The organism is Streptomyces sp. NBC_01255, from assembly GCF_036226445.1.
Taxonomy (GTDB): domain Bacteria; phylum Actinomycetota; class Actinomycetes; order Streptomycetales; family Streptomycetaceae; genus Streptomyces.
This window is the reverse complement of sequence record NZ_CP108474.1, coordinates 4543310-4565785: the sequence shown is the minus strand read 5'-3', so window position 1 is coordinate 4565785 and position 22476 is coordinate 4543310. Positions and strand designations below refer to the sequence as shown.

The 22476-nt window shown below is 70.8% G+C and carries 26 protein-coding genes and 1 pseudogene; 10 read left to right on the top strand and 17 right to left on the bottom strand.

Going from position 1 to position 22476, the window contains the following annotated elements:
* Positions 1–7: 7 nt before the first annotated feature.
* On the top strand, positions 8–664 hold the full coding sequence (locus tag OG357_RS20455; protein WP_329622521.1) for a contact-dependent growth inhibition system immunity protein: 657 nt from the start codon (positions 8–10) through the stop codon (positions 662–664).
* Between the two features lie 268 nt (positions 665–932).
* Here OG357_RS20455 and OG357_RS20450 read toward each other — a convergent pair whose 3' ends face one another.
* The 3 genes from OG357_RS20450 to OG357_RS20440 are packed head-to-tail and all read right to left on the bottom strand — an operon-like array spanning position 933 to position 2418.
* The gene (locus OG357_RS20450; RefSeq protein ID WP_329622520.1) at positions 933–1058 is read right to left on the bottom strand and encodes a hypothetical protein; all 126 of its coding nucleotides are present in this window, start codon (positions 1056–1058) and stop codon (positions 933–935) included.
* Positions 1055–1738 (bottom strand): TetR/AcrR family transcriptional regulator, encoded by a 684-nt coding sequence (locus OG357_RS20445; protein ID WP_329622519.1) that lies wholly within the window; start codon positions 1736–1738, stop codon positions 1055–1057. Before OG357_RS20445 ends, OG357_RS20450 begins: the two co-directional genes overlap by 4 nt.
* A gap of 2 nt (positions 1739–1740) precedes the next feature.
* Positions 1741–2418, bottom strand: a complete 678-nt coding sequence (locus OG357_RS20440) for a hypothetical protein (protein ID WP_329622518.1) — start codon at positions 2416–2418, stop codon at positions 1741–1743.
* 69 nt (positions 2419–2487) lie between these two features.
* Between OG357_RS20440 and OG357_RS20435 the strand changes: the two are divergent.
* Positions 2488–3411, top strand: a pseudogene (locus OG357_RS20435) (ATP-binding protein); the annotation flags it as partial.
* A gap of 179 nt (positions 3412–3590) precedes the next feature.
* Here the strand turns inward: OG357_RS20435 and OG357_RS20430 are convergent.
* The 3 genes from OG357_RS20430 to OG357_RS20420 are packed head-to-tail and all read right to left on the bottom strand — an operon-like array spanning position 3591 to position 4641.
* The gene (locus OG357_RS20430) at positions 3591–3764 is read right to left on the bottom strand and encodes a hypothetical protein (RefSeq protein ID WP_329622517.1); all 174 of its coding nucleotides are present in this window, start codon (positions 3762–3764) and stop codon (positions 3591–3593) included.
* Positions 3765–3793: 29 nt separating this feature from the next.
* Positions 3794–4150, bottom strand: coding sequence for a PRC-barrel domain-containing protein (locus tag OG357_RS20425; protein ID WP_329622516.1), 357 nt, complete (start codon positions 4148–4150; stop codon positions 3794–3796).
* On the bottom strand, positions 4147–4641 hold the full coding sequence (locus OG357_RS20420; RefSeq protein WP_329622515.1) for a DUF5994 family protein: 495 nt from the start codon (positions 4639–4641) through the stop codon (positions 4147–4149). The genes OG357_RS20425 and OG357_RS20420 overlap by 4 nt, the downstream gene beginning before the upstream one ends.
* 295 nt (positions 4642–4936) lie before the next feature.
* Here OG357_RS20420 and OG357_RS20415 point away from each other — a divergent pair, with 295 nt between their 5' ends.
* From OG357_RS20415 to OG357_RS20395, 5 genes are all read left to right on the top strand, one after another.
* Entirely contained in the window at positions 4937–5491 is a 555-nt protein-coding gene (locus OG357_RS20415) for a DUF5994 family protein (protein ID WP_329622514.1), read from the top strand.
* A 4-nt stretch (positions 5492–5495) separates the two neighbouring features.
* Complete coding sequence (locus tag OG357_RS20410; protein ID WP_329622513.1) at positions 5496–5705, top strand: hypothetical protein; 210 nt, start codon at positions 5496–5498, stop codon at positions 5703–5705.
* A 150-nt stretch (positions 5706–5855) separates the two neighbouring features.
* Entirely contained in the window at positions 5856–6128 is a 273-nt protein-coding gene (locus OG357_RS20405) for a hypothetical protein (protein ID WP_329622512.1), read from the top strand.
* Positions 6129–6286: 158 nt separating this feature from the next.
* On the top strand, positions 6287–7495 hold the full coding sequence (locus OG357_RS20400; protein ID WP_329622511.1) for a PP2C family protein-serine/threonine phosphatase: 1209 nt from the start codon (positions 6287–6289) through the stop codon (positions 7493–7495).
* A 111-nt stretch (positions 7496–7606) separates the two neighbouring features.
* A complete protein-coding gene (locus tag OG357_RS20395; RefSeq protein ID WP_329622510.1) occupies positions 7607–7909 on the top strand; it encodes a hypothetical protein in 303 nt (100 codons plus the stop codon).
* Positions 7910–8022: 113 nt separating this feature from the next.
* Here OG357_RS20395 and OG357_RS20390 read toward each other — a convergent pair whose 3' ends face one another.
* On the bottom strand, positions 8023–8982 hold the full coding sequence (locus tag OG357_RS20390) for an SMP-30/gluconolactonase/LRE family protein (RefSeq protein WP_329622509.1): 960 nt from the start codon (positions 8980–8982) through the stop codon (positions 8023–8025).
* 107 nt (positions 8983–9089) lie between these two features.
* Here OG357_RS20390 and OG357_RS20385 point away from each other — a divergent pair, with 107 nt between their 5' ends.
* Positions 9090–9539 (top strand): Lrp/AsnC family transcriptional regulator, encoded by a 450-nt coding sequence (locus tag OG357_RS20385; RefSeq protein WP_329622508.1) that lies wholly within the window; start codon positions 9090–9092, stop codon positions 9537–9539.
* A gap of 47 nt (positions 9540–9586) precedes the next feature.
* Here the strand turns inward: OG357_RS20385 and metC are convergent, their stop codons facing one another.
* The 9 genes from metC to OG357_RS20340 form a co-directional block, all read right to left on the bottom strand.
* Positions 9587–10792 (bottom strand): cystathionine beta-lyase, encoded by a 1206-nt coding sequence (gene metC / locus OG357_RS20380; RefSeq protein ID WP_329622507.1) that lies wholly within the window; start codon positions 10790–10792, stop codon positions 9587–9589.
* Positions 10789–12054: an MFS transporter gene (locus tag OG357_RS20375; protein ID WP_329622506.1), complete on the bottom strand. Its 1266-nt coding sequence runs from the start codon at positions 12052–12054 to the stop codon at positions 10789–10791. The genes metC and OG357_RS20375 overlap by 4 nt, the downstream gene beginning before the upstream one ends.
* Positions 12051–12971, bottom strand: a complete 921-nt coding sequence (locus OG357_RS20370) for a sulfurtransferase (RefSeq protein WP_329622505.1) — start codon at positions 12969–12971, stop codon at positions 12051–12053. Before OG357_RS20370 ends, OG357_RS20375 begins: the two co-directional genes overlap by 4 nt.
* On the bottom strand, positions 12968–14185 hold the full coding sequence (locus OG357_RS20365) for an ATP-grasp domain-containing protein (RefSeq protein ID WP_329622504.1): 1218 nt from the start codon (positions 14183–14185) through the stop codon (positions 12968–12970). Before OG357_RS20365 ends, OG357_RS20370 begins: the two co-directional genes overlap by 4 nt.
* A 21-nt stretch (positions 14186–14206) precedes the next feature.
* Positions 14207–15403 (bottom strand): radical SAM protein, encoded by a 1197-nt coding sequence (locus OG357_RS20360; RefSeq protein ID WP_329622503.1) that lies wholly within the window; start codon positions 15401–15403, stop codon positions 14207–14209.
* Positions 15404–15534: 131 nt separating this feature from the next.
* Positions 15535–16698, bottom strand: a complete 1164-nt coding sequence (locus OG357_RS20355; protein ID WP_329622502.1) for an ATP-grasp domain-containing protein — start codon at positions 16696–16698, stop codon at positions 15535–15537.
* 518 nt (positions 16699–17216) lie between these two features.
* Positions 17217–18095 carry an FG-GAP-like repeat-containing protein gene (locus OG357_RS20350; protein WP_329622501.1) on the bottom strand — a complete coding sequence of 293 codons (879 nt, stop codon included), beginning with the start codon at positions 18093–18095 and terminating at the stop codon, positions 17217–17219.
* A 162-nt stretch (positions 18096–18257) separates the two neighbouring features.
* A complete protein-coding gene (locus tag OG357_RS20345; RefSeq protein ID WP_329622500.1) occupies positions 18258–18929 on the bottom strand; it encodes a response regulator transcription factor in 672 nt (223 codons plus the stop codon).
* On the bottom strand, positions 18926–19972 hold the full coding sequence (locus OG357_RS20340; RefSeq protein ID WP_329622499.1) for a sensor histidine kinase: 1047 nt from the start codon (positions 19970–19972) through the stop codon (positions 18926–18928). Before OG357_RS20340 ends, OG357_RS20345 begins: the two co-directional genes overlap by 4 nt.
* Here OG357_RS20340 and OG357_RS20335 point away from each other — a divergent pair.
* Entirely contained in the window at positions 19965–20093 is a 129-nt protein-coding gene (locus tag OG357_RS20335; protein ID WP_329622498.1) for a hypothetical protein, read from the top strand. The genes OG357_RS20340 and OG357_RS20335 overlap by 8 nt on opposite strands.
* A 22-nt stretch (positions 20094–20115) precedes the next feature.
* Here OG357_RS20335 and OG357_RS20330 read toward each other — a convergent pair whose 3' ends face one another.
* Positions 20116–20733, bottom strand: a complete 618-nt coding sequence (locus OG357_RS20330) for a DUF998 domain-containing protein (RefSeq protein WP_329622497.1) — start codon at positions 20731–20733, stop codon at positions 20116–20118.
* A gap of 336 nt (positions 20734–21069) precedes the next feature.
* Here OG357_RS20330 and OG357_RS20325 point away from each other — a divergent pair, with 336 nt between their 5' ends.
* On the top strand, positions 21070–22455 hold the full coding sequence (locus OG357_RS20325) for a serine hydrolase domain-containing protein (RefSeq protein WP_329622496.1): 1386 nt from the start codon (positions 21070–21072) through the stop codon (positions 22453–22455).
* The last annotated feature ends 21 nt before the right edge of the window (positions 22456–22476 follow it).

The following is a 22476-nucleotide window of genomic DNA, read 5'->3' as shown; positions in this document are numbered from 1 at the left end:
CGCGCACATGCCCATGAAGCCCCTCGAACACGACCGCCGCTACGGCGAGCTGGACCAGGTGATGCGCGCGTACCTGGGGCAGCCGGCCGACGACACCCCGGAGCGGCGCAGCCGCGCCCTTGACGCGTACCTCCGGCACACCTGGCAGACCCGCCCCTCGGCCATCGCGGAGGCGGAGCGCCAGCTGCGCGAGTACAGCCGCAACCCTCCGGGTCGTATCCGGCAGGAACTGGGCGAGTTCTACGCCATCCCGGACATGGGAATGCCGCAGTCGGAGATCGGCGACTGGCTGACGGTGCTGGCCGACCATCTGAAGAAGAGCATCGAGGAAGGCGACGCCCCGGAACCGTCCTCCCCGCAGACGCACTGGGAGTGGCACGCCCGCTTCCCGGAGATCGCGCAACTGCTCGGCGGCTGGTTCTCGCAGGACATCGTCGACGAGTTCCCCGATCACGACGCCGCCGTCGCCGACTACGCCGCTACCACCCACCCCCAGCTGATCGCCCGCCTCGTGGGTGAACTCCACGAGCTGCTCGCCCTCCCCCTGGACGAGGGGGACTACGCCCTGGCCGCCGCCGAACTCGGCATGGAGGTCGGCCCTCCCGAGCCGTTCTCCCACGGCGCCTGGTTCCAGTCGCTGGCGACGACGCTGCCCGACGCCTGATCCGTTCCGGACTCGCGCCCCGGCCGTGCCCTTCAGAACGGACAACAGCGGTCGGGAAGGGTGCTCACGAGCCTGCGGAATGAGCACCACTGGAACGCGTTACCGCAGGTCAGATGCAACATAGGTGGAATCGGCGTCGGTGATTCCCAAGCTTATGGCGCGGGCTCGATTCCCGTCATCCGCTCGTGAACGAAGCCCCAGGTCAGCGATCTGGGGCTTCGTCGTTGTCCCCGCCTTGGGACATGTGGGCCACGGCCGGCCGGGGACGTCAGTCCGTGGTCCTGGTGACGGCCGGGGGGCGCCAGGTGCCGTCGAGGGCGGTCGGGTCGGGCCAGTAGGCGCGGAGGTAGAGCGCGAAGTGGCCGGTGGGGCCGTGCGTACAGGCCGGCGTCACGACGTGTAGGTCTTGAGGCCATCGAGGATGAGAGTGAGACCGAAGTCGAGGGCGGGTCTGACATCGCCGTCGTCTTCCACAGCGCCCGATTCCATCAGGGACGCGAGGGTGGGGAACTGCTCTGGCTGGATGACCTGGGCGAGAAGGTTCCCGTAGTCGGAGCCGGACGGGACGACCTCGGTGGCGATCCGGGCCAGGTCACGGACGGCGCTGGAGATGAACATGGCAGTGGCGACCAGGTTCTCGGTGGCGAGGCCGGACCGGGCCAGAGGACGCAGAAGGGCCTCGAACCAGGCCAGCTCGTTCGGACCGGTCGGCGCCCCGGTGGTCGCGACGCGCAGCATCCAGGGGTGGGCGAGGTAGAAGTCCCAGGCCGCATCCGCCCAGTTCAGGATCTCGGTGCGCCAATCCTTCCCCGACTCCGCCGGGGGGTTGCCCTGCGCTCGGTCGGCCATCAGGGCGACCAGCTGTTCCTTCCCGGGGACGTGCCGGTACAGGGCCATCGCCGTGTAACCGAGTTCGCCGGCGACCCGCTGCATCGACACCGCACCCAGACCCTCGGCGTCGGCCAGCGCGATGGCGGCCTCGACGATGCCGCCGACGCTGAGAGAGGACCGAGCGCTCTGCTTCGTCTCCCAGAGGAGTCGGAAGGTAGCCGCCGCGCTCTTGTCCGCTGACACTTCTACCGCCGATTCTCCGAGGCCGATCCCGGCTGCCCAGCATAGTGGCGGGTGTTCCGCTGTCGGAGGAGCGCGATGCCGACTGCGAGGACCCAGTAAGCGTAGAGGCTGGCGATGGTTGCCGTGGTGCCCCAGCCGTTGGCACTGAAGAAGTGCCCGGTGTCGTTGCCGAAATACAGCGACGGGACGAACGCGAGATTGATCAGGGCGATGGCGTAGGCCGACCGGGCGGCCCACAGGGACAGCAGTCCGGACCGAACGACGGCATACCCGGCGGCCACCAGGAACACCGCGATGAGGATGCGCCCGATCGAGCCGTACAGCAGATAGGAGCCCTCTGCGGTGATAGTCGGATCGACCGGCTCCTCGGCAGCGATGACCTCCCCGGCCTGCAGGGAGTGAGCGACGAAGGTGACCGCGATGTAGACCAGTGCCCCTCCGTAGGCGAGGTCCGCGACCCAGCCGAAGGCCGGGGCCGCCAGGCGGACGAGCTCGCGGAGCCCGGTGACGAAGCCGAGAAACAGCACGAGGACGACAAGGCTGAGCATGATGCGGGTCAGCACGTTGGAGTCGGGCGGTGCCCCGTCATGGATGAAATAGAGCGGCACCTCGATGACCTGCAGGACTGTGAATGCCACACCGGTGGTTCCGGTGAACCTTCGCAGCGGGAGGCCTTGCATGCGCGACGCTGTATATGACATACACGCAAGTATAGGTCGTACACTTGCGCCTGCAACCAGAATCCATCCATAGTTTTTGCAGGGGGAATTGCAGCCGGGGCCGGCTCTGGTCCCGGCTGCATCCTGCTACGCGGGCGCCGTCGAGTCGGGAAGTCGAGCCTGGTCGAGGAATTCCTCGGCCGGGCCGAGGTTCCGTACCTCTTCTTCACCGCAGTGGGGGGATCCGCTGAGGACGAGCTGACGGAGCTGCTCGACGCCGTCGCCTCCTCCACCCTGCCGGAGCGGTCCCTGTTCGGCGAGGAGGCACCGACAATGGTCCTGGGGCCGCTCAATCCCGCTGGCATCGGCGACATGCTCGACCTGGAACCGGCGTCCTCGTTCGATGCGGCACTGGTGACCGGCGGACTGCCCCTCATCTGCGCCGAATGGGCGCCGGGGACCTCACTTTGGGAGTTCCTGCGGACCTCGCTCGACAATCCCCTCTCCGCCCTCCTGGTCTCCGCCGAACGGTCACTGGCCGCCGAGCTCCCTCCCCAGGCGATGAGCCGGGAAGTGCTGCGTGCGATCGGGAGCGGCGAGCGCACGTTCACCAACATCGCCCGGGCGGCCGGCGGCATCACCCATACGACCCTCACCCGGGCCACCGACGTCCTGACGGAGAAGCGCGTGGTAGCAGCCGAACTACCCGTCTCCCTCAGGCCGTCCAAGGAGCGCCGCTACCGGGTGGCCGACCCGTATCTGCGCTTCTGGCCGGCGTTCCTCGACCCGCACATGGCAGAGATCGAGCGCATGCGCGGCGACCTGACCCTGAGCCGGATCAAAGAACAATGGACAAGCTGGCGCGGCCGGGCCGTCGAGCCACTCGTACGCGAATCGCTTGCCCGCCTGCTTCCCGACGGGGAGCTGCCCGCCGCCCCGGCCATCGGCGGATACTGGACCCGCAGCAACGACATCGAGATCGACCTGGTCGGCGCCGACCGCCAGCCGGTGGCCGGGCGACGTACGGCCCGGGGGAACTACTCACCGCGTGGCACGGAAACTGAGCCACGTGCCACTACGTTCCCAAACTTACGGCGCGGGTTCGATTCCCGTCATCCGCTCTTTCCGCGAAACCCCAGGTCAGAGACCTGGGGCTGCGTCGTTGTCCGGACCGGATCGCCCCGTGCGCCGGGTCACCGGACCGGGCGGCGATGCGCAGAGCGCAACCCTGTGCGTTTGACGGCGTACGTGAGGGCTGCCACGAACACCGCTATGCCGATGAACAGAAGGAAGAGGAGTCCGTCGGCGGTGACGCCGATGATGCCCAGCACCATCGCGACGATGATCAAGGTCAGGAAGAGCGCCATGAGTGCTGCCTCCTCGGTCGGTTGGGGGCTCAGCCGCGGGCCAGTTGCCGTTCGCCGTTCGCCCCGGGCTCGTAGGGGAGTTCGTAGTGCCGGAAGACCGCTTCCTCGTCCTCGGCGGGAAGTACGTCGTCGGTGCCGATCGAAGGGCACTGCTTCACCAGAGCCTTGTCATGGGCGACCTGCACATACCCCGGCCCCGCCGTCGCACCGTCCAGAGGGACGAACACCAGACGGTGGCGGGTGGGCAGGCCGACCCGGACCGTGGCCATGAACGGCTCGTCGGTGCTGGTGTCGACGTAGATCGCCTCCAGCTCTCCGATCCTTCGGCCCCGCGTGTCCACGACGTCGCGGGTTCGCCACTCACGGATGTCCGCCATCTGGATCATTCCGACTCCTCGCGGTCGGTCACCGGTTCGGGCAGCGCGGCGACAAGGATCTCGGCGGCCTGGGTGACGTTGCCGGCGTCGACCGCACGGGCCATCGCCGCGCGGGCCGCATCCGCCGTGGTGTGCGGCGGGACCACCAGCAGGGCGAAGTGGTCGTTGTCGCCACGGGTGATGAGGACGGTGTCGTCACCGACGGGAAACGAGTCCAGACGGACGACCCGGTCGTCGATGACAAGGCGCGTCGGGACCTCGCCCCAGGCGTCGGTGTCCAGGCCGACCCTCGTGATGGGGCCGAGGTGTCCGGTGAGCGCTTGGACCAGGGCGGGCAGCTCGGTCGCGACGTCCCGGGAGCGGGGCCACCAGGCACCGTCGAGGACGCCTTCGCGGGAGTGCGTCGTCTCCAGCCTCAGCAGGGCCGTTCCGGGCCTCACCGCTCGGTGGATCTCGTCCGGGAGGAGCTTCCGAGGGCTGGGTGTGTCAGATTCGGCCATGGTGGTCCGCCTGCCTGCGCGGGGCCGCCGACACCTCGAAGCCGACGAGAAACCGCCGTGGTCTCACGGTACTCCGGGCGCCTGACTCCGGGCGCCTGCGAGCACGCCCGGAGCATCGGCCGGGCGGTGTCCCCGGTCGGAAATTGCCTGGTCAGAACCGACTCGTCCGTCCACGGCGCGGAGTACGCTGAAGGTACCGGGAGTAAGTCGAGCACCCGCTCTCATGCGGACGTCGTTTCCGGCGATCAAGACACTGGGCCGCCCTGCAGGGCGGCCCGGAGACGGGTCCGCGATCATGACCGCCGTCGCCGCTCCCCTCATCTCGGTGCGCCTGTCGCTGACACCTGAGACCACCCTCGTCGGCCAGTTGGACGGCGCTTGGTGGCCTGAGTCACGCGATCTCGAAGCCGAGCTTCCGCCATTGATCGACGCGCTGGAGGGCCGCTTCGGACGCATCACGCGCGTCGCGGTGAACCCCACCCGCTGGCCCGTCGTACCGCACAAGGTGCCCGTCACCGGGCACACCCTGCACGTGGGCTGGTTCACCGAACAGGACCCCGACAAGATGATCCTGCTCTCCTACACCGTGGGCCGCTGCGACCTGCTGGTGATTCCGCCCGAGACCGAACCCGCCGCAGCCGCCCGGCTCATGACCGCCGCCGCCGTCCCCGGCAGCGTCCTCACCGCCGGTGTCCTGATGTCCGACGAGACCGCGACCGGCCGCCGTAGGCGGGACGCCCGCAGCAGCGAGGACGCCTGGGCGACCGACGGCGGGTCCGACCTGCCGCCCCTCCGGCACCCGGTCGTCGGCTCGCGGATGATCCTGCTCCGCGGGACCCCGGGGAGGTGACGTCATGGAGACCTTGATCGCGCTCGCGGCAGTCGCCCTGCTGATCGCGCTCGGCATGCGCCTGATCCACCGGCTCAACGCCCAGCACGACGCCCGCATCGCGGCCCACCACTTCAGCGACCCCTTCCCGGCCGTCTTCCGGCCACCCGGTCACAGCCCCCATACGCGGGCAGGGCCGGTGCCCGGCCACAGGAGCACGGGCACCTGGCCGTGACCACCTCGGACCACTCCTCCGGCCGAAGGCCGCGGGTGGGGCACCCGACACCCGGGACAACCCACCCGCCGGCTTCTCGCCCGCCCGTGACTTCTCGCCCGCCAGAGGTCTGAGGAGCAATCAGACCCCCACGCATGAAAGGACTCGGTCATGGCGACTCTCCGCGAGCGACAGAGCTACCGCGAACGGGTCCTGACCGCCCTCTACGAAGCCACCGAGGGCAACCGCCTCCTCGGAGTCCCTGGTCGAACGCTGCGGAACGACCTGCGCATCCCGGAGGACGACCTGGCCGCGGCCTGCACCTACCTGGCCGGCGAGGGCCTGATCACCGTCGACTGGGAACCGGGCAACACACCCGCGATGGTCTCCCTGACCCACCAGGGCATCAGGCGGATGGAGGCCGAAGAGGAAGAACGCGGCTGAGCTCCGGCCGGGAGTCGGCCGCCCTCGCCGCGCCGGGAGTCGGCCGCCCTCGCCGCGGCCGTCGGCACGCACGGAAACCCGTGTGGCGCACCCGGCTACCGCGGAGCATCCTGAAGGCGCACAGCGGTACGGCCCACCGCCCGGCCGGAGGTAACTGGATGGCAGCCGGACAGCGCGGGGACCCGGACCGCTCCGACCGCTCCGAGAGCTTCGGGGAGGGGCTCCTGGGTGTGTTCCTGGACCGGGCACACGAGCTGCCGCCCCATCTGGTCGCGCCGCACGTCGCCGACGCGGTGGCCCGGCTGGGGGCCCGCGACCCGCAGATCCTGCTCCAGGACTACGGACAGCAGCAGCTGGTCCCCTTGGCCGGCGAGGGCCTGGCGGCCGGTGATCCGCAGCCCATCGACAGCTCCGAAGAGGGCCGGTGCTTCCTCGGCTCACGCCCTGTCGAGCTCCTGCTGGCCGACGGTGTACGGGTCCACCTGCCGCTGCTGCACGGCGGCGACCCGGCGGGGGTCCTGTCCGTGACCCTGGATCGGGTCGACGACGACGACCGCCGCATCCTCCGCAGGATCGCCGGCCTGGTGGCCGACATGATGGTGACCAAGAACGGCTACACCGACCTGTTCTCCCGCACCCGTCGCACCGAGCCGATGAGCGTCGCCGCGGAGATCCAGTGGTCCCTGCTGCCACCCCTGGCCATGGTGATGCCCCGAGTCGCGGTCGCGGGGGTCCTGGAGCCCGCCTACGACGTGGCGGGCGACAGCTTCGACTACGCCTACAACGAGGACACCCTCCACCTCGCCATGATCGACGCGATGGGCCACGGGCTGAGCGCGGCCACGATGGCCACCGTGGCCATCGGCGCCTACCGCCACGCTCGCCGGACCAGCATCGAGCTGTCCGAGATCTACGCCTTCATGGACCGGGCCGTTGCCGACCAGTTCGCCCCCGACCACTTCGTGACCGCGCAGATGATGCGGCTGGACACGACCACCGGGAACCTCCAGTGGGTCAACGCGGGACACCCCGCTCCCCTGCTGATCCGCGGGCACCGCGTCGTACGCCGGCTGGACAGCCCGACGACCCTCCCCGTCGGCTTCGGCGGATCGGAGCCACAGGTCAGCGAGCTGGCGCTGGAGCCGGGAGACCGGGTCCTGTGCTTCACCGACGGCCTGATCGAGGAACACCAGAGCGGGCAGGAGCAGTTCGGCGAGGACCAGCTGATCGACCTGGTGAACCGGCTGCAGGAGACGGACCGGGGCGTCCGCACGGTGGCACGGGACCTGTCCCACACGCTCAAGCGGGCCCGCGGCGAAGCCACCACGGACGACGCCACGCTCCTCCTGGTCGAATGGCGCGGATGACCACCTGCGCCGAATGGCTGCTCCGATGTGCCCGGCCGGCCTGACCTGCCTAGCGTCGTACTGCCGTGCCGCACAGGCTGCGGCGCACCAGGGCAATGGAGAGGAACTCCCATGGCAGTCGTGATGACCTTCGTGTGGCCTGAGATGACGCCGGAGGTGTACGACGCGGCTCGTGCCCGGGTGGGCTGGGAAGACGACGCTCCGGACGGGTTCGTGATGCACATGGGCTGGTTCGTCGACGACGCCTTCCACGTGGCCGACGTCTGGGAGACGGAGGACCACTTCACGCGGTTCATCGCCGACCGGGTCGCCCCCGTCGTCAAGGGGGAACTGGGCGTCACGACCGAGCCACAGGTGACGTTCGCCCCCCTCTACCGTCGCTTCATCGCCCCGGACGCCGGCGGCGCCGCCTGAACGGACCTCGCGCTCGTCGTGCCACCACGTGCCAGTCAGGGCGACGAAGCCCCAGGTCGGCGACCTGGGGCTGCGTCGATGCCGAGACCTCTGCGGCCCGCGTGCCCCGGAGGTCAGCGGGATGCCGGCTCCAGCCAGGGTCGGCGGCCCGGGCCCGTCGGGTGGGCGCCGGTGACGCCCATGACCACCGAGTACAGGCTGGTCTCCGCGGCGATGAGGAGGCGGTTGCGCTTGGCGCCGCCCCAGGAGATGTTGGCGACCGCCTCGGGGACGTTGAGCCGCCCGATCAGGGTGCCGTCGGGGTCGTAGCAGTGCACCCCGTCGCCCATCGCAGCGGCCCAGAGCCGGCCACCGTCGTCGAAGCGAAGGTTGTCGAAGCGGGCCTTCGTGCCGGCCTGCGCTTCGGCGAAGATCCCGCCTTCGGACAGCGTGCCCTCGTCGCTCACGTCGAAGACCCGGATGCAGCCCGCGCGGGTGTCGGAGACGAACAGCTGCCGCTCGTCGGCCGAGAAGACCAGTCCGTTCGGCGCTCCGAAGCAGTCCGCGACCAGCCGTACTTCGCCCGTGGCCGGATCGATCCGGTAGACGTTGTTGGAGCCGATCTCGCTCTCGGCGCGATAGCCCTCGTAGTCGCTCGTGATGCCGAAGTCCGGGTCGGAGAACCAGATCGAACCGTCGCCCTTCACTGCCGCGTCGTTCGGGCTGTTCAGCCGCTTGCCCTGCCACCGGTCGGCCAACACGGTGATGGTGCCGTCGTGTTCGGTGCGGGTCACCCGGCGGTTGCCCTGCTCACAGGTGATCAGCCGGCCCTCTCGGTCGAGGGTGTTGCCGTTGGTGTGCCCGGCCGAGCGGCGAAAGACGCTCACCGAGCCGGTCTCCTCGTCCCACCGCAGCATCCGGTCGTTGGGGATGTCGCTCCAGACCACCTGGCGCCAGGCGGGCACGTAGATCGGGCCCTCGGCCCAACGGCAGCCGGTGTACAGGACTTCCAGCGCTTCATCACCGTTCATGCACCGTCCGGTACGGAACCGTTCGTCGAGCATCTCGTACAGCCCGGGGCCCTCGTTGGTCATGGGGATCCGCCCTCCCTGTGGACATCACGTGCCGAACCACATCTTGCCTGAGGTGAAGATTGCAGGATGAGGTACGGTCACCTCAAGAGAATTCCGAACGGAGAGTTGTGGATCACATCGATCGTGCACTGCTGGCCCAGCTCCAGCAGGACGCCGCCCAGCCTTACGCCGCACTGGGACAGGCCGTCGGCCTGTCCGCCGGTGCCGCTCATGAGCGGGTGCGGAAACTGCGCGAGCGCGGAGTCATCCGGCGCACCTCGGCCGAGGTGGACCCGGTCGCGGTGGGCAGCCCCGTCCTGGCGTACGTGATGGTCGACTCGGCCTCCTGGATGGGCGATTCGGCGAAGGACTTCGCCGCGCTTCCCGAAATCCTGGAGGCGCACATCATCGCCGGCAGCGCCTCGGTGCTGGTGAAGGTCAGGACCGCCACCACCGAGCAGCTGCAAGACGTGCTGCGTCGCATCTACGCCATCGACGGGGTCAGCGGGACGCAGGCCACGGTGGTCCTGGAGACCTTCTTCGAGCGGCCGGTCTCCCCGCTGACCTCTGACCGCTGACCACTGACCTCTGGCCACTCACCTCTGACCACCGATCCGACGTGATCCTAGACCTCTTGAGGCCTGCCCAGCAGGGCTTCGAAGCCCGCCGTCAGGTCCCTCTTCAGGTCGTCCAGGCCCTCGAAGCCGACGTGCACCCGGACCAGCGGCCCGCGTCCCGCCCACGTGCCCGGCAAGCGGTGGGAGACCGGGTCGGTCGGCACGATCAGGCTCTCGAAGCCGCCGTAGCTGTGGCCGAGGCCGAAGACCCTCAGGCGGCCGAGCATGGCGTCGACAGCCGGTTTGCCGAAGCCCGGCTCCAGCTCCACCCCGAACAGACCCGCCGCGCCGGTGAAGTCGCGGCGCCACAGGTCGTGGCCGGGATCCTCGGGCAGCCCCGGGTTCAGGACGGCCGCCACACCCTCCTGCTTGGCGGTCCAGCGGGCCAGCTCCAGCCCCTGCTCCTGGTGCCGGCCCAGCCGTACGCCCAGGGTGCGCAGCCCGCGCAGGCCCAGGTAGACGTCGTCCGCGCTCGCGCACTGGCCCAGCCGGATGGCCGCACCCCGGACGACCGGGTAGCTCTCCTCCGCGCAGACGATCGCGCCGAGGAGGCTGTCCGCGTGCCCTGTCAGGTACTTGGTCGCGGAGTGCACCACCACGTCCACTCCCGCACCCAGCGCCAGCGGTCGGCAGAAGACGGGCGTGGCCCAGGTGTTGTCCGCGATGGTGGCCACCCCGCGGGCCCGGCAGACGGCGGTGATCGCCGGGATGTCCTGTACCTCGAAGGTGGTGGAGCCCGGGGACTCCAGGTAGAGCAGCCGGGTCCGCGGGCGGATCAGCTCCTCGATCGCGGCGCCGCCCGCGTCCGGACGGTAGTACTCGGTCTCCACTCCCAGCGCGGCGAGCGAGTCGCAGAACTTCCGGGTCGGCAGGTAGACGGAGTCGCTGACGAGGATGTGGTCTCCGGCCCGGACGTACGCGAGGATCGCCGTGGTGATCGCCGAGAGTCCGGAGCAGGTCGCCACCGCCGCGTGGCCACCCTCCAGTTCGGTGAGCGCCTCCTCGAAGGCGCGGCCGGTGGGGGTGCCGAAGCGGCCGTAGACCGGGGTACCGCGCTTGAGCGGGTCCGCCTGGGAGGCGTCCATCTCGGCCACGTCCCGGTAGAGGGCGGTGGAGGCGCGGTGTACGGGCGGGTTGACGTAGCCGCCCTGGCGGCGGGGATCGGAGCCGGCGTGCACGAACCGCGTCTCCCGCGAGGAGGTGGAGTCGTTCACCGGGCCACCGCCGGTTCGGCCACGGGCAGTTCGGGGACGGCGGGCCGCCGGCGGCCACCCAGCAGCAGCAGTGCGAGCAGCGCCGCGCCCGCACACTGTGCCGCCACCACCAGCCAGAACGTACCCAGGTCGCCGACCGCCTCGTAGTGGGCGAAGACGAATCCGCCGACGACGCCGGCGAGGAGTCCGCCGATGCCGGCGGTCAGCCGCTGGACACCGAAGGCGAAGGCCGGGTTGCCCGGCACCCGGTCGACGAGTTCCAGGTCGCAGCGCAGGAAGAGGAAGATCTCGCCGAAGGTGAAGAGGGCGGTACCGGCCAGCAGGGCCGGGGTGCTGCCGAGGGCCATGGCCCCCATGCCGAGTGCCATCAGGGCGAACGAGCCGACCACCAGCAGGCGGTAGTCGGCGCGCGCGATGCGGTCGGCGAGTGCCGGCTGGAGCACCACCACCATGGCGCAGTTGAGCAGCATCACCCAGCCCAGGACCTGGATGTTGGACACCCCGGCCGCGTACAGGCCCATGAAGCTCTGGAAGAAGAAGTAGAGGTAGAAGGCGAGGGCGGTGAAGAGGACCGGGCGGAGCGCGCCGCGCAGCGCCGCCCGGTTCCCGGTGCCCCGCTCGGTTCCGGCTGCCGCCGGGGCCGCGACCGGCCGGAGCCCGACCGGCTTCAGGGCGGCCTGGTGGGCCGCGGTGATCAGGGCGAAGAGCCCGGCGAGACCGATGAGCAGCACCACCGGGTCGGCGTCGATCAGCAGCGCGGCGAGCAACGGCCCGAGCCCCATGCCCGCGTTGAGGGCGGCGCTGCTCACCCCGAGGAAGAGCGGACGCAGTTCGTCGGAGACGCTGGTGACGATGTACGCCTTGTTCGCCGGGAGGTACAGCGCCGGGCCGGCCGCGACGAGGACGACGGCCGGGTACGCGACCCAGGGCACCTGGACCGCGAGACCGAGCAGGACCAGGCCGGCCGTGCGCAGGGTGAGCGCGAGCACCATGGTCCGCTTGAGCCCGAGCCGGTCCACGACCGTGCCGCCGAGGATGCTGCCGCCGAACTGGATGAAGGTGGCCACGGCTACCAGGACCCCGGCCACCCTGATGTCGAGGCCCACGGCCTCGACCATGAGCACCCCGATGAACGGGGTGACCATGTAGCTGCCGAAGGCGACGACGAAGGACAGGCCGATCAGGACCTTGAGGCCGGCGGGCAAGCCGGTGAAGGTCCGCCACTTCGCGGTGAGCCCGCCGCCGCGGCGCCCCCCGGTCACGGTGAGCCGCTCTCGCCGACGACCTCGCCCGTGGCCTGCCCGACGGCCTCCCCGGTGGCCTCGCCGGTGGCCACCGGTCGCTCGGACGGCTGGCCCCACTCGCTCCACGAGCCGTCGTACACGGCGAGGTCGCGGTAGCCGGCCAGGGCGGCCCCGAGCGCGAGGACGCACGCGGTGACCCCGGAGCCGCAGGCGAAGTACAGCTGCTCGCGGTCCCCGGCCGCCGCCTCGAGCGCCGTGCGCAGCTCGTCCACCGGCCGCATCGTGCCGCCGTCCCGCTGGAGCTCCCCGAAGGGCAGGCTGACGGAACCCGGCATGTGGCCGCCGCGCAGGCCCGGTCGCGGCTCGGGCGCGGTGCCGGCGTACCGCTCACGGGTGCGTGCGTCGAGGACGGCGGCGGCCGGGTCGGCGAGGGCGGCGGTGACGGCATCGGCGTCCACGATCAGGCCGGGCCGGGGCCGGGCGGTGAAGGTGCCGCGTGGGCCGTCGTACGCGGCGGGCACCGGCTCGACCGGGTGGCCGGCCGCGATCCAGGCAGGCAGGCCGCCGTCGAGGACGGCGACCCGGTCGAAGCCCATGGCGCGCAGCATCCACCAGGCGCGGGCGCTGGAGTAGACGCCCTGTGCGTCGTAGACGACGAGCGTGTCGGTGTCGTCCACTCCGAGCGCACGCAGGGCCTCGGTGAACTCCTCGGCACCGGGCATGGTGTGCGGCACGGCGGAGGTGTGGTCGGACAGCTCTCCGTCGAGGTCGAAGGGCCGGGCCCCGGGGAGGCGCGCGGCCGCGCCCCGGCGGGCGCCGACGGAGGCGTCGAAGAGGACCACGCCCTCGCCGCGCCGTGCGGCCAGCCAGTCGGCCCCGACAAGAGGGCCGGGGAGCCCGGCGGCAGCGAGGTCGGGGGGTGTCGTCGCGCTCATGCGATACCTCCGGAGGAAACGACGGGCCGCCACCGGGTGTTGTCGGAGAACCAGCCCGCCACACGTTCGAGATTGGCTGCCACATCCTCCTCCGTGTCCCCGTCCACCACGTAGCCGGCCAGGAACAGGCCGGACTTGACCCCGCCGTGGAACTCCTGGCCCGCCGCGCCGGTCAGCATCACCTCGCGCACGCACCCGGGCTCCCCGCCGGCCTCCGGCAGCTCGTCCAGCACGCCGTTCCGCGGCGGGATGCACAGTGCCCCGGCAGGCCGGTACACAGGGGTGCCGAGCGTCGAGGGCAGGCCGCACTCCGCGTACAGCCACTCCTTGTCCAGGTCGATCCCGAACGCGTGCCGGACCATCGCGCTGATCATGCCGCCGCCGGTGCGGCTGGCGATCTCGCAGAAGACCAGCCGGTCGTCGGGCGTGATCCAGAACTCGGCGTGGAAGGCGGTCTGCGGCGGGGTCGGCAGCTCGGCCAGGACCGCCCGCGCCGCCTTGACCAGCCGGTCGTACGACGGGTCCTGCGGGGTGAGCGGGAGGTTGGCCACCCAGTCGTTCTCCCGGAAGGACAGGCAGTCGTTGAGGTAGCGGAAGGCGTGGACGAAGACCACTTCGCCGCCGGCCACCAGTCCGTCCACGTGGTACATCTGGCCGGGCACGAAGGCCTCGATCTCGCTGCTCCCCCGCCACGGGCTGGCCAGGTACGCGTCCAGCTCCGCCTCGTCGCGGATGATCGCCGCGCCCAGCGAGCCCGACTCCGACACCGGTTTGATCACGACCGGGTAGCCGTGCTCGGCGACGAAGTCGAGGGCCGTGTAGGCCGAGTCGAGGCGCCGGTAGGGGGGCACGTCGACGGGGCCGCCCGCGAGGTGGTCCTTCATGACCACCTTGTCGCGGAAGGCGAGCGCGCTCGCGGTGTGCTGGCCCGGCAGGCCGAGCAGCTCCCGCAGCTGGGCGGCCCGTACGACGTCGGCCTCGGCGCGGGCGAAGACCGCCTCGACCGCGAATTCGCGGGCCAGGCGCAGCGCGGTCTTCTCGACCAGCTGGTTGGTGTCGTACGCGTCGAAGGCGTGTACGTGCGGGAGATGGGCGTAGCTCGCCTCGTACTCGGTCGCGGTCACGATGACCGGGACGATCCCCGAACCGGCCAGCCACTGGTCGTACGGGGTCTTGGCGTAGGGCGTCTTGGCGAAGACGAGGATGTGGCGCATCGCGGCGGTCTTCCTCTCGGGTCAGCTCTGCGAGTCGACGAGGAGCGGCAGGCGGCGCCGCGCGGGGACCCGGGAGATCAGGCCGAGCTCCTCGGACAGTTCAGTGGCGAAGCAGCCGTCCTTGTACGTGCCGGCGAGCCGCTTGGCGGTGAACGCCTCGATCTCGTCGTGGTCGAACTCCACGTCGTACGTGGTGCTGTCGCCCGCCTCGCCGGTGGTGACCGTGCGGACCAGGATCCCCAGGTGCGGCTCGAAGGTGTTGACGCAGCCGACGACGTCGCCGATCTTCTCGCGGCGGCCTTCGGGGCCGTCGGAGAGGACCTCCTCCTGCGCGGGGATGGCGGCGAACAGCTGACGGCCGGCCCGGCACCAGCCGACGTGGCCGGGGAAGCCCATGGCCTTGATGCCGAAGGTGCCGAAGTCCTCGCTGACGCCGAGCTGGAATCCGAGCGGGATCGTGTCGTGGACCCACTTGAAGTCGCGGTACGCCTGCTCGATCTCCTCGCGCGAGAGGCGCAGTTCGGGGTGGCGGCCTCCGTGGTCGGTGAAGTTGTTGAACCGGACGGTGGCCACGCCCAGCTTGTTGAAGTAGTGGGCGTAGCGCTCCAGGGAGGTGCGGCCGTGGTTGTGGGTGCCGATGGTGACGCCGATGTTGACCCGGAAGGCGTCCTCGGGGTCGACGCCCTTGTTGTATTCGGCGATGCGGCGCAGCACCTCCTCGGTCTCCGCGCCGGAGAAGACGCCCTTGATGGGGTAGGTCTTGTGGTCGATGACCTTGAGGTCCTCGTCGATCACGCCGTGGTAGGTGATGGAGATGGTGCCGTAGCCGTTCTTGACGGCCAGGTCGAGGAGCTCGGTCCAGTTGTCGGCGAGCAGCGGGCGGCCGCTGGTCCAGGCGTCGCCCTTCTCCATCGTCTCGGTGGGCTTGTGGTCGGACTCCTGCCGGAACTCGCGGTTGTTGGCCGGTCCGTAGATCCGCATGAACTCGCCGTCGTAGGCGAAGCTGTCCACGTAGCGGGGGTAGACGTGGTAGCCGTGCGACTGGAGCCCCTCCAGGATGCGGGGGCCCTCCTCCATGGCGAAGGACTTGTCGTAGACCTTCTCGTAGTTGACGAACCAACAGTGCGTGCACTTCTGCCCGCACGTGTTCTTTCCGACCTTGGTGTCGAGGTCGAGGTAGATGTGGATGTCCTCGCGCTTGATGTCCTTGAAGGGCATCGAGAACGGGGCATCACCATGGAAATCGTAGGAAATCGGGTTGTTCTGGGCAGACATGTATCCCCCGTACGGTCGTGTGATCAAGAAAAATGAAGGGTGTCGGGTGAGGTCCGACGCGTGGATCGAAGTGGTCAGGGCGCCGGGGCCGGCGCGGTGGTGACCACCGGTACGGCGATGAGCTCCGCGACGGCGGCCGCGCAGGCCTCGGTGTCGGCGGCGGTCAGGACCGCCATACCGAGCCGGTCCGAGGAGGAACGCAGCGGGCGGACCTCGTCCCCCGGGCGGACCGGGAGGTCCCAGGCATGGACGTGGCCGTGGGTGAGGGTGGGTCGCGGCGCGACGGCCGTCACCCGCCCGGGCCGTGCGACGAGGAAGACGGTGGCGGCAGCGGCCGCCGTGGCGGGCCCGCGGCGGACCCCGGTTCCCACGGCCCAGCCGAGGGCGGCGCACCGCCAATCGACTCCCGTGGTGAGGCGGACCAGGTCGGCGATGCCGTCGCCGCCGAGCCGGGTGTGGGTCTCGATGACGACGACCTTGTCGCCGTCGACCTTGACCTCGGTGTGGCTCGGTCCGTCGGTCAGGCCGATGGCGTCGAGCAGCTCGCCGACCGCGTGGGCGACCAGCTGCTGCCGGTGCGCGTCCAGGGACGGCGGCGGCATCATGTGGCTGACCTCGATGAACCCGTCCGTCGTGCCCTTCTCGGCGATGCCCAGGACGGTGTGCCGGCCGTCGGCCGAGAGCGCCTCGACGCTGAACTCGCGGCCCTCGGCGAACTGTTCGAGCAGCGTCGCGGCCGTGCGGCGGTCCGCGGGGAGGTCCGCGATGTCCTCGACCAGGGCGATGGAGGTGCTGCCGACCCCGTCGACCGGCTTGGCCACCGCCCGCCCGTGGCCGGCGAACAGGCGCGCCACGGCCTCCGGGTCGTCGCCCGCCGCGAACGCCGGGTTCAGGTGTGGGGCCTCGCGCTCCAGGATCCGCCGCATCTCCAGCTTGTCGCGGGTGGCCCGCACGACGGCCGGGTCGATGCCGGCGACGCCGAGCCGGCGGGCTGCCAGCGCTGCCGGTTCCAGGCCGAGTTCGGTGAGGGAGACGACGGCGGTGGGTGCCAACGGCCGCAGGACCTCGTCGGTGAAGGCCAGGAAGGCGGGCACGTCGAGGAAGTCGGCGGTGAGGACCCGGGCGCCGGGGTCGAGGACGGGCGCACCGGGCAACTGGACGTGAACGAGCTCGCCGGGCAGGGATGCCGCCTCCCGAGCCACGGTCGGATTGGCGCCGACGATCACCAGGATGGTCATGCCGTCCCCACCTCGCGATCGGGCCTCCCGCGATCGGGTCTCCCGCGATCGGTCCGCCGCCCCCATTGCGCCCACATTCTCTCCCCGTCCCCCTGGCCGACCGGTCGTTCAACCGGCGCGGCGAGCACAACATCGCAAGCGTGATCGACACTGTCAACAGTTTCGGGAACGGCCGAAATTCAACCTCTCAACCGGCTCTGACCTTTGCCTGGTCCATGATCCCAAGGCCCGCTCAGGAGTCGCACGGCTGAAAGACCACCCTGCTCGGCGGCGCACGGAAACAGCGAGCCGAACAGTTCCAGCCAATCTATTCAGCCGTCGAGACACACTCCGTTCACAAAACCGCAGCACGGCCTACCGGCCGGTAGCCGTTTTCGGCCAATGTGGCGGCCCGGGAGGCCGTACGGCGAAATTCGAGGGGTGCGGTTCGGTTCGGAGGCCCCGGGTCAGCGACCCGGGGCTGCTATGTCGTCGTGTCGCCCTCCGACGGCGGCCTGGGAACAGGCTGAGGGAACAGGTCAGGACAGCGTCCTGTACATCTGCCAGCCGCCGCCGATCTTCACCCGCCCGGAGAACGTGCCCACGCCGGTGCCGTCGTAGCGCCACAGCACTCCGGCCGTGTCCCGGGCGACCAGGTCCGCCCTGCCGTCGCCGGTGATGTCACCGACGCCCGCGAGCGCGTTGTAGCCCTGCCAGCCGCCGCCCAGCCTCACGCGTCCCTTGAACTTCCCCGCGCCGTCGGCGGCGTACATCCACAGCTCACCGGCCGGGGTCCGTGCGAGGAGATCCGTCCGGCCGTCACCGGTCAGATCGCCGGGCGCGGTCAGCATGTCGTACGCCTGCCAGCCCGAACCGATCGTCAGCCGGGGCCCGCCGGTCGAGTAGGCCTTTCCACAGCCTCCGTCGTACCGGGTCAGCACACCCGCGGAACTGCGCACGAGCACGTCATTGCACCGGTCGCCCGACAGGTCCCCGAACGGCACGACCATCGACGTCGCCGGCCATCCGGTCGCCGAGGCCCCCGTCCCGAGCCCACCTGTCCCCGTACCCGTGCGCACGGTCAGTGCCCCGGCCGAGGTGAGCGCGAGGAGATCGCCCTTGCCGTCACCGCTGACGTCACGCCATGCGGGAAGCGGCGCCGGAGCGCCACCGGTCACGGTCACCGAGCCGTTCAGCGTCGGGTCGGCGCCGACCCCGTCGGCAGGCTTGGCGGTCAGGGTCCAGGCGTACGAACCGTTGCGCACGACCTGCCCGGAAGCGTTCCTGCCGTCCCAAGCGGCATTGATGCGGCCGCGCGCCTCGGCGCCGGTGAAGGTGCGCACGACGGTCCCGGTGGCGGACTCCGTCAGCGACAGGCGCCACGCACCGGTGGGCTTGGAGGTCCGGCGTCGGCTCATCCAGCCACGCGAGTACGAGCGAGAAAGGCCCCCCAGCCGTACCGCCCCATGCAAATGCCGCGATGCTAACAGCAGCCCCAGCAGCCCCAACAGCAGCGACAGGACACTTCGAACCCGTTCAAGAAGCAGAGCTGTGCGGCCTATGGCGCGCGTTCGATGCCGTCATCGGCCGTCGGCGCGCGTGGGCGTGCGCGTGGTGCCGACGAGGCCGTGCTCGTAGGCGGTGATGACCAGTTGCACTCGGTCGCGCAGGCCCAGCTTGGTGATGGCCCGGGAGATGTGGGTCTTCGCGGTCAGCGGGCTGATCACCAGTGCCGCGGCGATCTCGTCGTTCGACAGTCCTTCCGCCACCAGCCTGACCACCTCGTTCTCGCGTGCCGTCAGTGCGTGCAGCGTGGCGGCGGGGCGGGGGCGGTGCGCGAAGCGTTCGATGACGCGGCGTGTGACACCCGGGGACAGCAGGGAGTCGCCGGCCGCCACCACCTCGACCGCACGCCGTAGTTCGGCCGGTTCGACCTCCTTGGTGAGGAAACCGCTCGCGCCCGCCTGGAGCGCCTCGAAGACGTGCTCGTCGGTGTCGAACGTGGTCAGGATGATCACCCTGGTCGACGGCAGCTCGGTCAGGATGCGGCGCGTGGCCTCGATGCCGTCCATGCCCGGCATCCTGATGTCCATCAGCACGACGTCCGGCCGCAGCAGGGCGGCCTGACGTACCGCCTCCTCGCCCGAGGCGGCCTCGCCGACGACGGCCAGGAACTTGGCGCGGCCGAGCAGGCTGCGGAACCCCGCCCGTACGAGCGCCTGGTCGTCGGCGAGCAGCACGCTGATGGTCATGGCGTCCAGCCTGTCACGTGGTCCGTCAGAGGGAGCACGGCCTGGACGGAGAAGCCCTTGCCGGCGTCGACGCGGAGCGTTCCCCCGAGAGCCGTGACGCGTTCGCGCATCCCGGTCAGGCCGTGCCCCTCCGTGAAGCCCTCGGTGGGGCGGCCGTCGTCGGTGACCGTCACCTCCAGTGCTCGCGGGCGTGCCCGCACCCGGATGGCGAGGCGCCCGGCGTCGGCGTGGCGCAGGGTGTTGACCACGGCCTCCTGGACGACCCGATAGGCGGTGAGCGCCTGGGCTGCCGGGACGGCGTCGGGGTCGCCCTCCGCGTCGTAGCGGACGTCCAGCCCGGCCGCCTCCGCCTGCGAGACCAGGCCGGCGACGGACGCCAAGCCGTGTTGCGGCACGTCGCGGAGCTCGCCCACGAACGCCTTCAGGTCGGTCATGGCCTGGTTGCGCACGGCGATCGCGGTACGCAGGGCGGTACGCGCCTCTTCGGGCGAGTCGTCCAGGGCCTCGACGGCGACGTTCAGGTGGACACCGACGACGGCCAGTGTGTGGGCGACCACGTCGTGCACCTCACGGGAGATGATCAGTCGCTGTTCGACCAGCCGGGTCTGTTCCAGCTGGAGGATGCGGGCCTGATGCTCGGCCCGCCACCGTACGTACTGGCGCCAGGAGTTCGCCCCGACCGTCAGCAACGCCAGCCAGAGCAGCTCGACACCGCCTCGGGCAAGGGCTTCCGATGCGTCCAGCCCCTGCACGGCCAGGCCGTACGCCAGGGTGAGGGCGCCGACGGCGGCGGCCCGGACCGGGCGGCTGAGCGCGGCGGTGAACAGGGCGACGGACAGGGGCCAGACCGCGCCGCCCTCGAACAGGCCGGCACTTTGGCAGCCGGCCAGCACGGCGGCGGACAGGACGAGGACGAGCATGGCGTGGCGTCTGCGGACCAGCAGCAGACCGCCCAGGACGACACCCAGGATCACGCCCGGGCCGAACGTGCCGTGCCACGACAGCGGCGCACCCATCACGGCCGGACCCGCGCCGATGCCCACGGCGGTCAGCAGCGCCGGCGCCAGGTCCAACGCCCGCGCCCGCCACCGGCTCGCCGGACGGGAGCTCACCGGACGGGAGCTGCTCGCCGGACGGGCGCTGACCCGACGGGCACTCGCCTGACGGGAGTTCACTTGACGGGAGTTCACTTGACGATGCCTGACGTCGAGGGCCGGGGGTTCGGCGCGGTGGCGGCGGCCAGGGCCAGCCAGGCCAGGTCGAGGGCGATGACGAGGCGCTCGGCAAGGCCCAGCGGGGCCGTGTGGGTGAGGGCCGTCTTGTCCACCAATGCCACGGCGAACAGCACGAACGCCACCGACGACGCCCACGCGAGCACGGTCAGCCCACGCGCTTTCGAGGCCCACGCCGGCTCGCGCCGCCATATGACGGTCAGCCGGACGATCGCTGTCGCGAGCGCCAGGAATCCCGTCCAGGCCGCGACCCCGTGCACGCCGTCGGAGAGCGAGGGACGACTCCAGTCGCCCGGCGGGTCGGCCGGGAAGACAGCGGCGACCAGTACGCATCCGGCCCAGACGCGCAGCAGCCACCCGCCCCACCCCCTGCCGCCGGCCGTCCGGACGGCCACGGCCGCCGACCCGGCCGCGACCGCCAGCAGCCCGACGGTCACCAGCCAGCCGTGCGGCTGGTTGACGTACCTGCTGACCGTCTCGGACACCGGGTCGTACCCCCTGTTGACCGCATCGGACATCGCGAAGGCGAGGACGGCGACGGCGAAGCCGGCCAGAGAGAATGTCTTGGTCATGGGGCCAGACAGTAGGTCCGGCGCCCACCCGGAAACGTCGTCCCCGACGCGTCATCCGCGCCTGCGACAGCGGAGTACACGACTACTCCGATCGATGTACGACGCGACCGGGTCCGTCGGGTCGGCGCTCGTGTTCGCGCGCAGCACCGGCCCTTCCCCCGGCGGCCGCCCGGGTGCCTGGTGAGTCCTGGCGGGTGCGTCCGCCTCTCTCCGCGGGATCCTCTTGCACTTAGTTCAAGGAAACGCTTGCACAGCGTTCAAGTCCAGGGGTAGCGTTCTACTTGAACACAGTGCAAGTCGTTGCCGCGGGACACACCGCGAGAGAAGGAGAACCTCATGTCGCAGGACAACCCGGCCCGGTTCATCGAGGCCAAGGCCACCGAGCTCGGCGTACCGGGTGTGTCCGTCGGGATCTGGGCGGGCAACCGGCAGACCTTCGCCTCCTACGGCGTCACGAGCGTCGACACCCAGGTGCCCGTCGGCGAGGACACGCCCTTCCTGGTGGGCTCGGTGTCCAAGTCGTTCACCGCGACCGCACTGATGCGGCTCGTCGCCGACGGACACGTCGAACTCGACGCGCCCGTACGGCGGTACGTCCCCGAGCTCAAGCTCCCCGACGAGCGGACCGCGGCGACGATCACCGTCCTCCAGCTGCTCAACCACACCGCCGGCCTCGACTGGCGCTTCGGCGCCGAGACCGGTGAGGGCGACGACGCCCTGGCCGCCTACGTGGCGCGCCTCGACGAGTCGGAGCTGATCGGCGCACCCGGCGCCCGGTCCTCGTACAGCCAGACCGGATACAACCTGGTCGGCCGGATCATCGAGAACGTCACCCGCCTCCCCTTCGAACAGGCCGTCTCCAGGCTCCTGTTCGAGCCGCTGGGGATGACGCGTACCACCTACTCGCTCGACGAGGCGCTCGCCCTGGGCTCCTCCGCCTCCCACCACCGCGAGGAGGACGGCAGCCTGTCGGCCCTCGCGCCGTGGAAGGAGAGCCGCGCCAACAACGCCGGCGGCGGGGCCCTGTCCTCGATGGACGACCTGATGCGCTGGGCCCGGTTCCACCTCTGGCTCGGCCGCTCCGACTCCGGCGCCCGCGTGATGCCCCCGCAGGTGGTGCACCGGATGCAGCAGCAGACGGTCGAGCTGCGGGGCACCTCGCTCGGCGACGCCATGGGCATCGGCTGGTTCCTGCGCGACACCGACGGCGTCCGCGTCGTCGAGCACGGCGGCTCGGCCAGCGGCCAGTTCGCCGAGCTGGTCCTCGTCCCCGAACGCGACTTCGCCGTCGTCGTGGCCTCCAACGAGGGCCCGGACAACGGGCTCGCGCTCAACCGGGCCGTGGTCCGCTGGGCGCTCGAGCACTACCTCGGCGTCATCGACCGCGACCCGGAGCCGCTCCCCCACGACCCGGCGCGCGCCCGTGAGGTCGTCGGGGAGTACGCGAACGAGATGATGACGATCACCATCGACACCGACGAGGCCGGGCTGACCCTCGCCTGCGCGATCAAGCCGGAGCTCCGCGCCGCCTCCGACGCCGAGATGCCCGCCGACCTTCCGGCGGCCGGTCTCGGCCTGCTGCCCGGCGACGGCGACGACTACATCGTCACCGGGGGCGGCCTCCAGGGTCAGCGCGGCTTCTTCACCCGCGACGACAGCGGGGCCATCAGCGGGGCCGACCTCGGCGGGCGACTGTTCACCCGGGTCGCCGCCACCCTCTAGCCCCTCTGGCCCGTGCTCCGT